This window comes from Xanthomonas sp. NCPPB 1325 (assembly GCF_041477645.2).
GTDB lineage: Bacteria > Pseudomonadota > Gammaproteobacteria > Xanthomonadales > Xanthomonadaceae > Xanthomonas > Xanthomonas cannabis.
This window is the reverse complement of record NZ_CM192985.1, coordinates 3,611,040-3,624,508: the sequence shown is the minus strand read 5'-3', so window position 1 is coordinate 3,624,508 and position 13,469 is coordinate 3,611,040. Positions and strand designations below refer to the sequence as shown.

Annotated in this window: 8 protein-coding genes; 2 read left to right on the top strand and 6 right to left on the bottom strand. The window is 66.2% G+C overall.

The annotated features are described in order from the left end of the window. Window positions 1-176: 176 nt before the first annotated feature. The gene (locus ACCQ10_RS15455; protein ID WP_039410964.1) at window positions 177-383 is read right to left on the bottom strand and encodes a hypothetical protein; all 207 of its coding nucleotides are present in this window, start codon (window positions 381-383) and stop codon (window positions 177-179) included. A 197-nt stretch (window positions 384-580) separates the two neighbouring features. Here ACCQ10_RS15455 and ACCQ10_RS15450 point away from each other — a divergent pair, with 197 nt between their 5' ends. Beyond that, a complete protein-coding gene (locus ACCQ10_RS15450; protein WP_372361179.1) occupies window positions 581-1,291 on the top strand; it encodes an rRNA pseudouridine synthase in 711 nt (236 codons plus the stop codon). A gap of 1,274 nt (window positions 1,292-2,565) precedes the next feature. Here ACCQ10_RS15450 and ACCQ10_RS15445 read toward each other — a convergent pair. From ACCQ10_RS15445 to ACCQ10_RS15430, 4 genes are all read right to left on the bottom strand, one after another. Continuing rightward, complete coding sequence (locus ACCQ10_RS15445) at window positions 2,566-2,970, bottom strand: response regulator (RefSeq protein WP_039410969.1); 405 nt, start codon at window positions 2,968-2,970, stop codon at window positions 2,566-2,568. 78 nt (window positions 2,971-3,048) lie between these two features. Then, entirely contained in the window at window positions 3,049-3,531 is a 483-nt protein-coding gene (locus ACCQ10_RS15440) for a hypothetical protein (protein ID WP_372361178.1), read from the bottom strand. A 140-nt stretch (window positions 3,532-3,671) separates the two neighbouring features. Next, window positions 3,672-5,468 carry a DNA helicase RecQ gene (gene recQ, locus ACCQ10_RS15435; protein WP_372361177.1) on the bottom strand — a complete coding sequence of 599 codons (1,797 nt, stop codon included), beginning with the start codon at window positions 5,466-5,468 and terminating at the stop codon, window positions 3,672-3,674. Window positions 5,469-5,731: 263 nt separating this feature from the next. Further along, complete coding sequence (locus tag ACCQ10_RS15430) at window positions 5,732-6,280, bottom strand: Dps family protein (protein WP_039410975.1); 549 nt, start codon at window positions 6,278-6,280, stop codon at window positions 5,732-5,734. A 103-nt stretch (window positions 6,281-6,383) separates the two neighbouring features. On the opposite strand from ACCQ10_RS15430, the gene hrpA reads away from it, so the two are divergent. Further along, window positions 6,384-10,499: an ATP-dependent RNA helicase HrpA gene (gene hrpA / locus ACCQ10_RS15425; protein WP_372361176.1), complete on the top strand. Its 4,116-nt coding sequence runs from the start codon at window positions 6,384-6,386 to the stop codon at window positions 10,497-10,499. Between the two features lie 262 nt (window positions 10,500-10,761). Here the strand turns inward: hrpA and ACCQ10_RS15420 are convergent, their stop codons facing one another. Then, window positions 10,762-13,398 carry a TonB-dependent receptor gene (locus ACCQ10_RS15420; RefSeq protein ID WP_372361175.1) on the bottom strand — a complete coding sequence of 879 codons (2,637 nt, stop codon included), beginning with the start codon at window positions 13,396-13,398 and terminating at the stop codon, window positions 10,762-10,764. Window positions 13,399-13,469: the final 71 nt, after the last annotated feature.

Below are 13,469 nucleotides of genomic sequence, written 5' to 3'. Positions count from 1 at the left end.
ACAGCATCAGACGGCGCCGCATTGCACAACGCGCGTCAGGACAGCGGGCGAACGCATTTCACCGAGCAGCGTGCGGCCCTGCTGCGACAGGACGAAACCTCCTCTCCATGCAGCGCGATGCTGGCGCTGATCTGCAGCGCCCGCCGGCGCGCGCGATGCGGTGTGGTGCCGGCAGGTCAGCCTTCCAGCGCCTTCAACACGTCGGCGTGGAGCTGCTGTGCACCGGCTTCGCTGTTGAAACGTGCAAAGACCTCTTCGCCGGAGATCAGGCCGACCCGCACCGAGTGGCAGTACGAGCCGAAGTTCTCGCCTGCGTTGAACGGATCGCTGATGACGGAAATATGGTTGAGGCGGACCCGGGTGGTGCCGAACTGGATGAACATCTGCGATCTCCTGTGTGAGCGCCGAGTTTCCCATTTTGGCGTGCATGGAAGAAGCATGCACCGGCATGCGCGCCAGGCAGGCAGGGGCGGTACGCGAGCGGCGTTCGCCATTGCCATGGCGGGCGCTGCAGACCGTTGCCTCACGCATCCGCAGAGCCAGCACGTACACTGCCGTGCCCTGATGCTGAGCTCGCCCGATGTCCGCTCCGATCCGTCTCGACAAATGCGTGGCTGCGCGCTACGGCTGCTCGCGTGGCGAGGCGCAGCAGTACATCGAAGGCGGCTGGGTCAGTGTGGATGGCGTGGTGGTCGAAGAGCCGCAGGCGTTGGCGACGGCGGAGCAGGTGACTTTGGCCGCCGACGCTGTGCTGGCACCGGCGGAGCCTGCCACCTTGTTGCTGCACAAGCCGGCCGGCATGCCCGCCGACGCCGCGGTGGCCTTGGCGAGCCCGCAGTCGCGTAGCGAGCTGGACCACTCTGCGACGCGCGTACTCAGGCGCCACTTCCTGCGCCTCACTACGCCGTTGCCGCTGGAGGACGAGGCAAGCGGCCTGCTGGTGCTGACTCAGGACGGCCGCGTGCTGCGCAGGTTGAGTGCCGATGCCAGCGCGATCGAGCAGGAATTCCTGGTGGAAGTGCGTGGCGCCTTGCGTCCCTACGGCATGGCCAGGCTGGCGCAGGGGTTGGTCTATCAGCAACGGACCCTGCCGCCGTGCAAGGTGAGCTGGCAGAACGAAGAGCGGCTGCGCTTTGCCATCAAGCACGTGCAGCCCGGCCAGCTGCGTTTCATGTGCGGCGAGGTGGGGCTGGAGGTGGTGAGCATCCGCCGCCTGCGCGTGGGGCGTGTTTCGTTGGGCAAGCTGGCCATCGGCCAGTGGCGCTATCTGCCTGCAGGCGAGCGCTTTTGAGCAAGCGCGGCGGAGGTTGCATCCGGTCTGCGCAGACGGCGTCGACGCTGTTCGCTGCCTCGGCCGTGTTGCCGGCTTCAACAGGCTGGCCGTGCCGGCAGACAAGTTGTCGCCGCTAACCGCGACGCTGCTGCCGTGCTGGAAGTGGCCAGACCAAGGCCGACTCCCGCCGATTAATGCCTGACCGGCCGCGCGTTGCATGCACGGCGGCATGCGTTGCGGGCCGGTGTCCGAACGCTTACTTCTTGTTGCGCTTTTTCTTGGCGCGGGTCACCAGCCAGAACACGACGGCGATGATGCCGATCACCAGGATGACGAAAGCCGGTGATAGAAACGAATTGTCGCCCATGAGGATCTCCTGAAAGTCGTCTGCAGCGAAGCACTGCACTGGCGTTAGCCTAGCGAGCGGCCTGCTTGATAGCGTGAAATACGCTGCAGGTGCAGATCGACGCGCTGCGTTGGCGCGACGTAGTGGCAAGGCTGGACGCACTCCAGCGAGGCCATCCGCCCATGGGTGACGGAGCGGTGCGTGCAATCACGCATGCGGGATGACCCGCTGCCTGCGTCGCGTACGGCGCGTCGGCACCCATCGTCCGCAGCTGCTCAGATCCGCTCGGATCGCCTGCGTGAGGCGTCGCTGCGCTGCACACGGCGCGACAGGTCGGCGGATCGATGCGATCGGCCTGTCCGACAGGCGATCGAGAGATGAGTCGAGGGAGCAGCATGCTCGCCGCATCACGCGCGCGCTAGCGACAGCGTCCGCACGCTGCCTGCATTGGCTGGCATGGGGACTGAAAGTGCAACGCTCACGTGGCGACAGACATGCGTTGCCTGGCGTCGGCGCAAGAAAGACGACATGGCGCTGGCACTGCCATGGCAGTGTCCCGGCAGGGGCGTGCTCGGCGCCTCGCGAGTTGAGCGGCCCAACAGGCCTCGCGTCCGGTCGCTGCAGTTTAAATGCGAGCTGCGTCACGTAAATCGGGAAGGCGCCGACAGCCTATCGGGGCGATCCCTACGATGGACTTCCCTCGCCACGTCGGCCCTGGGTGCGACCATTGCGGGTCATTGCAGGATCGAAGTGCAGCAGAGTCCGTAGCAATCGATCTGGACAGTGCCGCGCCATGGCAGGACGCAGTGAAGCTGTCATCGGCGAGCTGCAGTGGCCCACGCAGCCTTGGCACAGCGTTTCGTGCTCAATCCGGTCGCCGCCGCATCGCGCGACGTTGAGGCGTCATGCCGGAAGCGCGGGCCGCGGTCCGGCCGGGCCCGACGCGTCAGGCGCTTGGCGTCGCCAGCACGCGGCGCTTGGCCATCACGCTTCGGATCGCGGTCAACAATTGCTCGGGGGTGTAGGGCTTTTCGAGAAAGGCTACGCCGTCGGGCAGGATCTCTTCGACATATTCCACTGCCAGGCCGGACGTCAGCAGCACCGGCAGGTTGTACGGTGCATGCGCCGTCTTCAGCGCCAGATCCACACCGGTCAGGCCACCGGGAAAATGGATGTCCGAGAACAGCACGTCTACGCGCGGGTCGCTTTCGATCAGGGTCAGCGCTTCCTCGACCGAGCCGGCACTGCGGCAGGTAAAGCCATAGCTTTCCAGGACAAGGCAGCTGAGTTGTCGGGTGCCGTCGCCGTCCTCGACAACGAATACAACCGGCCGTTCCTTGTTCTGTGACATGAGCACGTCTCGTAAGGCAGACCACATTCTCAGCGATGCGGCAGTGAACCCCTCGTCAACGCAGACGGAGCCGTATGGTTACCAGCCAAACGGGCCCGGACCATAGCCGCCGGGGGCGTAACGTGGGCCGAAGACCAGGCCTTCGCCGCGCCCGACGCTGATGCTGACGCCGATCTGGTGCGCCTTGCCGTCATCGTCGTAATAGGTCTTGCAGGAATTCAGATTGGCGGCCTGCCAGTTGCTGTTGCCGCCGCGACTGGAGTAGCCCATGCCGGTCTCCACAGCGCCATGCAGCTTGCCCTGGCATTGCTCGGCGCGTTCGGCGGCGATCGATGCCGCACTCGGGCGCGCCAGGGCAGGCCGTGGCCCGCTCTTGTCGCCGTAGTAGGTGCCCGGCGGGTCGGTGCTGTATTCCGGGTCGGACCGATACTGCACCGGGGCTTGCGGAACGCTCAGGTCGAGCGAGCGCGCACTGGCGGGCTCGGCGCTGCCGTCGCCAGTCTGGGCGAGCGCGCTGCCGGCAGCAAACAGAATGGCCAGGAGAAGCAGGCTGCGTTTCATCGGGTGGACTCTCATCAAGAGGGACTGACAGCGCGTGCTGGATCGCCTTGTGAAACTAGCAATGGCCGATTGAATGCGCGCTGTCGATTCCGTGGATTTTTTGCGCCGGCGCCGCCACCGTAATGACGCGCGCTGTTGCATCAACCCTGCTCGCGCACGATTTCTATCAGTTGCGCGCCATAACGCGCCAGTTTGCCGCCGCCGATACCGCCGACGCGCGACAGTGCGTCGATGCTGGTAGGCCGTTGTTCGGCGATATTGCGCAGGGTGCTGTCGTGGAAGATCACGAAGGCCGGCACGTTCTGCTCCTTGGCCAGTTCTGCGCGCAGGCCGCGCAGGGCATTGAACAGCACCAGGTCCTGCGGTTGCACCGGCAGTCCGGTGCGCTGCGCGCTGCGCTCGCGCCCGGCGGCCGGGTTCTCGCGCCGCATCATCACCTGACGCTCGCCCTTGAGCACCTGACGGCTGGCATCGGTCAGGCGCAGGCCGCCATGGCCTTCGCTGTCGACCTCCAGCAGGCTGGCCGCCACCAGTTGGCGGAACACGCCGCGCCAGGTGCGTTCGTCCAGATCGCGGCCAATGCCATACGTGCTCAGCTGGTCATGGCCGAGCTGCTTGATACGCTCGTTCTCGCTGCCGCGCAGGATGTCGATCAGATGGCCCACGCCGAAGCGCTGGCCGCTGCGATACACGCAGCTGAGCGCCTTCTGTGAGGCAACGGTGGCGTCCCAGGCGGCGGCCGGGGTCAGGCAGTTGTCGCAGTTGCCGCAGGGCTTGGGGTAGGTCTCGCCGAAGCCGGCCAGCAGCACCTGGCGGCGGCACTGCATGGATTCGCAATAGCCGAGCAGGTGGTCGAGCTTGGCGCGCTCCAGGCGCTTGCGCTCCTCGGCCGCTTCGCCCTGTTCGATCATCTGCTTGAGCAGCACCACATCGCCCAGGCCGTAGCAGAGCCAGGCCTCGGCCGGGTCGCCGTCGCGGCCGGCGCGGCCGGTTTCCTGGTAGTAGCCTTCCAGCGACTTGGGCAGGTCCACGTGCGCCACGAAGCGCACGTCCGGCTTGTCGATGCCCATGCCGAACGCGATCGTGGCGGCCATGATGATGCCGTCCTCGCGCAGGAAACGGCGCTGGTTTTCGGCACGGACCTCGGCCGGCAGGCCGGCGTGGTAGGGCAGGGCATTGAAGCCCTGCGCGCACAGCTGCTGGGCGGTCTCTTCGACCTTGCGCCGCGACATCGCGTAGACAATGCCGGCCGAGCCACGATGGCGGTTGAGGAATTCCTGCAGCTGTTTGCGCGCGTTGTCCTTCTGCACCACGGTGTAGCGGATGTTGGGGCGGTCGAAGGAGCTGACGAAGTGGCGCGCCTCGACCAGATCCAGGCGCTCGGCGATTTCGCGCTGGGTCGGCGGGTCGGCGGTGGCGGTCAGCGCCATGCGCGGGATATGCGGCCAGCGCTCGTGCAGCACGGTGAGCTGGCGGTATTCGGGGCGGAAATCGTGTCCCCACTGCGATACGCAGTGCGCTTCGTCGATGGCGAACAGCGCGATGCGGCTGCGTTCCAGCAAGGACAGGAAGCGCTGGGTCAGCAGGCGCTCGGGTGCGACGTAGAGCAGGTCCAGATCGCCGGACAACAAGGCACGCTCCACCCGCTGCGCGTTTTCTGCATCCAGCGTGGAGTTGAGGAACTCGGCGCGCACGCCGAGCTGGCGCAGGGCTTCGACCTGATCCTGCATCAGCGCGATCAGCGGCGAGACCACGATGCCGATGCCATCGCGCAGCAGTGCCGGCACCTGGTAGCACAGCGACTTGCCGCCGCCGGTGGGCATCAGCACCAGGGCGTCGTTGCCGGCAGCGACGTGTTCGACAATGGCCTGCTGCGGGCCGCGGAAGTCGTCGTAACCGAAGACGCGGCTGAGCAGTTCGTGAGCGGGGGAAGACATCCGCTTAGGATACCGTGCGGGTCAAGCCCTGGTGGCTGTCATGCCTGCAGTGTTGCGGACTGGCGGGTCGGGGAACGCCGCGATGCGATGGTGTGCGCCCAACACTGTCTGGAAGAGGCGTCCGGCGTTGCGTTGTTCTGGTGGCACAGGAGAGTTCAGGTAGGCGTTGCCTCTGAAACGACCCTGGCTCCCGCCGTACCCTCACCCCAACCCCTCTCCCGGCGGGAGAGGGGCTCAAACCCGAAGGGCGAAGCCCCAAGGGTTTACTGCAGCAGCGAGCGCAGCATCCAGGCGTACTTTTCGTGGGTCTGCAGGCGCTGGGTCAGCAGGTCCACGGTCGGATCGTCGCCGGCGTCGTCGGCGGTGCCCAGCACCTTGCGGGCGGTGCGGCAGACCGCTTCATTGCCGCTGACCAGCTGGCGCACCATTTCGCGCCAGTCGGCGCTGTCGCTCAGGCCCGGTTCTTCCGGGATCGAGGTCAACGCGACGAATTCGCGATACGAGCCCGGCGCGTTGTAGCCCAGGGCGCGGATGCGCTCGGCCACTTCGTCCAGCGCGCCCCACTGCTCGGTGTACTGGGTCTCGAACATGGTGTGCAGCGAGTTGAACATCGACCCGGTGACATTCCAGTGGAAGTTGTGGGTCTTCAGATACAGGGTGAAGGCGTCAGCCATGTAGCGGGCCAGACCGTCGGAGATCTGCTTGCGATCGGTGTCCTTGATCCCGATATCGATATGCGGCGCCGAGGCGGCTGCAACCGGCAGGGCATCGTTGACGATGACGGGCTTGTTGGCGTTCTTTTTCTTGGACATGGAATGGTCCCTCTGAGGATTGGTGTCTGACAGAACAGTTATGGCGTCACAATAGACAGGCTAAAGGATCAAACGTCATTCAATCTTTCACATTTTCCGATCAATGAGCGCTATCGATACCGACCTTGCCAATACCTTGCGCGAGCGCCGCCGTGCCGTGGATGGCGCGATGAGCCGCGACCGTGGCCGTTTGCTGGGCCTATGGTCGCGCTGGCAGGGCAGGCCCGGCAATGTGCAGGTGCGCGAGGCGTTCGAGCAAGCCCTGGCGGCATCGCAGGCGCAGCGCCAGGCGCGCGCCGAGCAACTGCCCGCCATCACGCTGGACGAGCAGCTGCCGATTGCGCGCGAGGCCGAACGCATCATTGCGCTGATCCGCGACCACCAGGTGGTGGTCATTGCCGGCGAGACCGGCTCGGGCAAGACCACCCAGTTGCCCAAGCTGTGTCTGGCGGCCGGGCGCGGCGCGGCCGGCATGATCGGCTGTACCCAGCCGCGCCGGATTGCCGCGCGTGCGGTGGCGGCACGCGTGGCCGACGAGTTGAAGACCCCATTGGGCACCACGGTGGGCTTCCAGGTGCGCTTCACCGACCGGGTGAGCGAGCAGTCGCGCATCAAGTTCATGACCGACGGCATCCTGCTGGCTGAAATCGCCAGCGACCGTTGGCTGTCGTCCTACGACACCATCATCGTGGACGAGGCGCACGAGCGCAGCCTCAACATCGATTTCCTGCTGGGCTATCTCAAGCAATTGCTGAGCAAGCGCCCCGATCTGAAGCTGATCGTCACCTCGGCCACCATCGATACCGAGCGCTTCGCCCAGCACTTCAACAATGCGCCGGTGATCAGCGTGGAAGGGCGCACCTTCCCGGTGGAAGTGCGCTACCGCCCGTTGGAGGGCGAGGCCGGCGGCGAGGAGGACGACGGCAACGGGCGTGACGGCGAACGCACCGTCAACGATGCGATCGTGGCGGCCATCGATGAAATCACCCGCATCGACCCGCGTGGCGATGTGCTGATGTTCCTGCCGGGCGAGCGCGAGATCCGCGATGCGCATCATTCCCTGGAGCGGCGCAAATACCGCGACACCGAAGTGGTGCCGCTGTATGCGCGGTTGTCGGCGGCCGACCAGGACCGTGTCTTCAACCCCGGCCCGCGCCGACGCCTGGTGCTGGCCACCAACGTGGCCGAGACCTCGTTGACGGTGCCGCGCATCCGCTACGTGGTGGACCCGGGGTTTGCGCGGGTCAAACGCTACAGCCCGCGCCAGAAGCTGGACCGCCTGCACATCGAGCCGATCTCGCAGGCCAGCGCCAACCAGCGCATGGGCCGCTGCGGACGCATCGCCGAGGGCATCTGCTACCGGCTGTATGCCGAAGCCGACTTTGCTGCGCGCCCGGCGTTCACCGACCCTGAGATCCGGCGTTCGTCGTTGTCGGGCGTGATCCTGCGCATGTTGCAGCTGGGGCTGGGGCGGATCGAAGACTTTCCGTTTCTGGAAGCGCCGGACGAACGTGCGGTGGCCGATGGCTGGCAGCAGCTGCTGGAGCTGGGTGCGATCGATGCCGAACGCCGTCTGACCGCCATCGGCCGGCAGATGGCGCGCCTGCCGGTGGACGTCAAGCTGGCGCGCATGCTGGTGGCCGCGCAGCAGCATGGGTGCCTGCGCGAGATGATCATCATCGCCTCCTTCCTGGGCATCCAGGACCCGCGCGAGCGCCCGCCCGAAGCACGCGAGGCCGCCGACAACGCGCATGCGCTGTTTGCCGATGCGCGTTCGGAATTCGTCGGCATCCTGCGCCTGTGGGAAGCGTACCGGCAGGTGCACGAAGATCTCACCCAATCCAAGTTGCGCGACTGGTGCGGCCGGCATTTCCTCGGCTTCTTGCGCATGCGCGAGTGGCGCGAGCTGCATCGTCAGTTGCGGCTGCTGTGCGGGGAGCTCGGCTGGAGCGAAGAGCCGGCCACCGCGGTGCTGGCGCCGCTGCTGGCCGGTGCCAGTGCGCCGGCACGCGACGACGGCCACAACGCCAACCGGCCCACGCGCGGGCAACTGCATCGCGCCGCGCGCCTGGCGCGCGAAGGCAAGCCCGATCCCAGCGCGCCGGCGCTGCAGCGCACGCCCGCGGCGGCAGGCCGGCAGGCCGACGCGGCCGAGGTGTCGGCACGCACCAGCGAGCGCGAACGCGCGGCCGCCTATCAATCGCTGCATCGCGCGCTACTGGCCGGCCTGCCCACGCAGATCGGCCACCGCACCGAAAAGGGCGACTTTCTGGCGGCGCGGCAGCGGCGGTTCGTGCCATTCCCCGGCTCGGCCCTGGCGCGCAAGCCGCCACCGTGGATCCTGGCGGCCACGCTGCTGGACACCCAAAAGGTCTGGGGCATGACCAACGCGGCGATCGAGCCGGACTGGGCCATCGCCGAACTGGGGCACCTGCTGGCGCGCAAGCACTTCGATGCGCATTGGTCGCGCGCCCAGGGGCAGGTGGTCGCTTCCGAGCAGATCAGCCTGTTCGGCCTGGTGCTGGCACCGAAGAAGCCGGTGCACTACGGCAAGATCGACCCGGCCGGCGCACACGAGTTGTTCGTGCGCCAGGGCCTGGTGACCGGCGAGATCAATACGCGCGCGGCCTTCGTCGCCGACAACCTCAAGGTGCTGGAGCAGGCACGCGAAGAAGAAGCAAAGCTGCGGCGTGCCGGCATCATGGCCGACGAAGGCTGGCAGGCGCGCTGGTATCTGGATCGCATCCCGGCCGAACTGCATTCGGCCAGCGGGCTGGATGCGTGGTGGAAGACCCTGCCGCCGGACAAGCGCCGCAGCCTGCATTGGAGCTTGAACGACCTGCTGCCGGGCGAAGGCAGCGAGGCGGACCGCTTTCCGAAGTATTTCCCGCTTGGCGATGCGCGGCTGCCGTTGCACTACCGCTTCGAGCCGGGTGCCGTCGATGACGGCGTCACCCTGGAGGTGCCACTGCACCTGCTCAACGCGCTGGACCCGGCGCGCCTGTCGTGGCTGGCACCGGGCTTTGTGGCCGACAAGGCGTCGGCGCTGATCCGCAGCCTGCCCAAGGCGTTGCGGCGCAATTTCGTGCCGGCGCCGGACTTCGGGCGTGCGTTCTACGAGGCCTACAGCCTGCCCTCGGCCGACGATATCCGCGGCGAGCTGGCGCGGTTTTTGTCCAAGGCCACCGGTGTACAGGTGGCGGCGCTGGATTTCGATGAGGAGTCGCTGGACACGCATCTGCTGATGAACCTGCGCCTGCGCGACGATGACGGGAAGGTGCTCGCCGAATCGCGCGATCTGGACGGGCTGCGCGCGCGCTTCGGCGAGCGCGCCGGCCAGGCATTTGCCGCGCGGGCCGGGCGTGCGCTGGCCGCCGAAGGTCTGCGCGATTTTCCGGCCGCCGCGATCCCCGAGCAGGTGGCCGGCGAGGCCGGTGTGCCGGCCTATCCGGCGTTGGTGGATCAGGGCGACAACGCGGCGCTACGCATCTTCGCCGACCGCAACGAGGCGGCGCGCGCGCATCCGCGCGGGGTGCGGCGTCTGCTGGAGATCGCGCTCGCCGACAAGATCAAGCAAGCGCGCAAGCAATTGCCGGTGTCGCCCAAGACCGGCTTGCTGTACGCAGCCATCGAATCGCAGGAGCGCCTGCGTGGCGATCTGGTCGATGCCGCGCTCAATGCGGTGCTGGCCGAGGGGCTGGCTGCGATTCGCGACCCGGCTGCATTTGCGCAACGTCGCGACGATGCCACCAAGCGGCTGTTCGGCGAGGCGATGGCGCGGCTGACCCTGGCCGAAAGCATCCTGGGGGCAGTCGCCGAGCTCAAACCCTTGCTGGAAGCGCCGTTGATGGGCTGGGCACGCGGCAATCTGGACGACATGGAGCAGCAGTTGCGTGCGCTGGTGCATGCCGGGTTCTTGCGCGACACGCCGGCCGAGGCGCTGGCCAACTATCCGCGTTACCTCAGGGCGATGATCCTGCGTACCGAGCGGGCCAAGCGCGACCCGGCGCGCGACCAGGCGCGCATGCTCGAACTCAAACCCTTCGTGGATGCGCTGGATGACGCGGCCGCGCGCGGCCTGCAGCAGCGCGAGGAATGGCAATCGCTGCGTTGGGATCTGGAAGAGCTGCGTGTGTCGGTGTTTGCGCAGGAACTGGGCGCCAAGTCGGGCGTGTCTGCGAAGAAGTTGTCGCAGCGCGTCGCGTCGCTGCGGAGCTGAGCGGCATTTGATTTGTGGCAGCGCGTTGCCGTCGTCGGGTGCGCACGCCGAATCAGGAACGCACCCCCGGCAGGCCGGCCGCTCCGATCGCATCGGGCGGCCGGCGCGGCGTGCAGTTCACACGGCCGAAGCGTCTTGGCGTGGTGTCGGCGGCAATGGCTTATGCGCGCACACAAGACACGCAGCAAACGCGCGCCGGCTGCCAACCCATCAAGCAACGCCCGCACCGACCCATGGCCGGTGCGGCCGTTGCTTGCCCGTTTCAGAACTTCACATGCAGGCTGGCCATGTAACGGCGCCCACTCCTGTAACGGCCGGCCAGGTGATCCTTGTCGCCCAGATACTGCAGGTATTCTTCATCCAGCAGGTTCTGCGCATCCACCTGCAGCGACCAGTTGGGGCTGAAGGCATAGCCGATGCTTGCCCCCAATTCGGCATAGTCGTCCACGCTGGCCGGTGCCGCGCCGGCGACATAGCCGCCGGCCAGATAGCTGTCGCGCCAGTTGTAGGTCAGCCGCGCATTGAGCGGGCCTTTTTCGTAGTACGGACTGAACGCCACGCTGTTGCGCGATTGGTAGGGCAGGGCGTCGCCGGTGTTGTTTTCGCCGTTGGCGTAGGTGTAGTTGGCGGTCAGGCCGAAGCCACTGTCGCCGAACGGTTGCTGGAAGGAGATGTTGAAGCCCTTGACCTTGCCGTCGCCGGCATTGCGCGGCCGCTGGATGCTGTAGTCGCAATAGCCGTCGGCGGTACAGCCGTTGCTGCCGAGCAATTGCGCCCAGCTTTGCGGCGCGGTGTCGCGGAGCGCGTTGTACTGGCGCTCCACGCTGGCGCTGGTGTCGATGTAGTTGTCGATCTTCTTGTAGAACACCGACCAGGCCACCACCGATTGCTGCGCGAAGTAGTACTCGGCCGACAGGTTGAAATTCCACGATTCGTAGGGCGACAACTCCGCGTTGCCGCCGCTGCCGGTCAAGGTGGTGTCGTTGAGGAAGGTGTTGTTGACCATCTGGTTGTAGGGCGCCCAGGCGATCACCTTGGAGGCCGCAAAGCGGAACACCCAATCGTCGGCAGCGTCGTACGACAGCGTCAGCGAAGGCAGCAGAAAGTCTTCCTTGCGGGTGCGGGTCTGCCACAGGCTGTCGGCGTTGGCCAGCGAGGGCGTGCCGCTGTAGACGAAACCGCTGCCCTCGGTCTTGGAATCCACATAGCGCACGCCCAGGTTGCCGCGCACACCGCCGCCGGAAAAATTCAGCTGCGCATAGGCTGCGTTGTTGGTCTGCTCCAGCGCCCAGCTGTTGTTGAGATAGCTGGCCGGATCGGGCGCGCCGTAATCGACCGGGCTGTTGCGGATCCAGTTCAGCACATTGTTGCGGCCCGCCTGCACATGCCGGCCATGATCGGGATAGAAATCCTGCAGATCGGTCAGCCCGATGGTGCCCACATCGGCCAGGGTGCCCGGGGTCACACCGCCATAGACATTGAGCTCGAAGCGCTCTTCATGCTTGCCATGGCGCACGCCCAGCAGCAATTGGTTGAACACGCTGTCGAACTGCAGGTTGAGGTCCAGCTGGCCGTAAGTGTCCTTGCTCTCAGTGGAGAAGATGCCGTTGTTGCCGAACCAGCCGCCGGCCGAGCCCCAGCTGGCCGGGTTGCGCGCCGCCGCAGGGTCGTCGAAGCGGATGCCACGGCGGGTGTCCCAGCTGAAGCCGCCGTTGTAGAACGGTTCGATGAAGTATTGCGACAGATCGGTGTTCTCCGATTTGCTCTGGCCCACCTGTCCGTTCAAGCCCCAACCGTCGCCGCGGAACGCGCCGCGCAGGTCCAGGCCCTTGGTGGTGACTTCCGATTCGCGCACGTTGTTGTCGTAGATCACCGTGCCGCCAAGCGGATCGGCATTGGCGCTGGAGTGGCCGCTGGTCACCACGCCATTGCGCACGCTGCCCAGCTGGTCCACCGCCGCCACCGTGCCGGCGTTCCAGGTGAGAAAGCTGTACATCGACTGGTTGTAGTTGTCGAAATTCTCGTTGATGTAAAGGCCGCTCAGGTTGAACTCCAGCGCATCGCTGGGCTTGAGTTGCAGGTTGACCACGGCACTGTCGCGCTCACGGTCCTGCTGGAACCAGGCGGCATTGATCGAGTTGGGTACGTCCGCATCGGCCGGCACCGTGCCTGCTGCATTGGCGAAGGTACTGGCTGGCGCGTAGCCGAAGACTTCCATGCCACGGCGGTCGACGCGCTCTTGGTAATGCTGCGCGGAGACCGCGATACCGAAGGTGTCTGCAGCGTTCTTCCAGCTGTAAAGCAGCGCCGCGTTGGGTTTGCCCGCGCTGGCCTGGTCGCTGTAGCTGTAGCCGATGGAACCGGCAATCTCGTTGGCCTCCAGGTCCAGCGGCTGGCGCGTATGCATCAGGACCGTGCCGCCCAGGCTGCCTTCGGTCAGTCGCGCCTCGGAGGATTTGAGGATTTCCGCGCGGCCCAGGATTTGCGGTGCCAGCAAGGTGTAGTCGAAGCCGCGGCTGGGCTGTTCGCCGTAGAGCCAGATCGCCTGCGCCACCGGGTGGCCGTCCAGGAACGACAGGTTGAGGCTGGGATCGGTGCCGTCGATGCTTACGCGTTCGCCTTGTCCGAAGCGGCGATCCAGGGTGACGCCAGGAATCTGCGACAGCGCTTCGGCCACGTTGGTGCTCGGGAACTTGCCGATGTCCTCGGCAGTGATGGCCTCGGAAATGCCGCTGTTGTTGCGTTTGGTGTCGAGCGATTTTTCCAGGCTGGCACGGATGCCGACCACCTGGACCGCATCCAGGTCGGTGGCGTGCTGGCCATCGCTCTGCTGGGCATGCGCACTGAATGCCAACGACAACGCAATCGCACTGGACAGCAGGGTGGTGCTGTATTTCATGATGTCTCTCCTCATCACGCACAGGGATGGACGGCGGGCGGCTGCTCGCCGGATGCGGGGTGTTGCCGCCG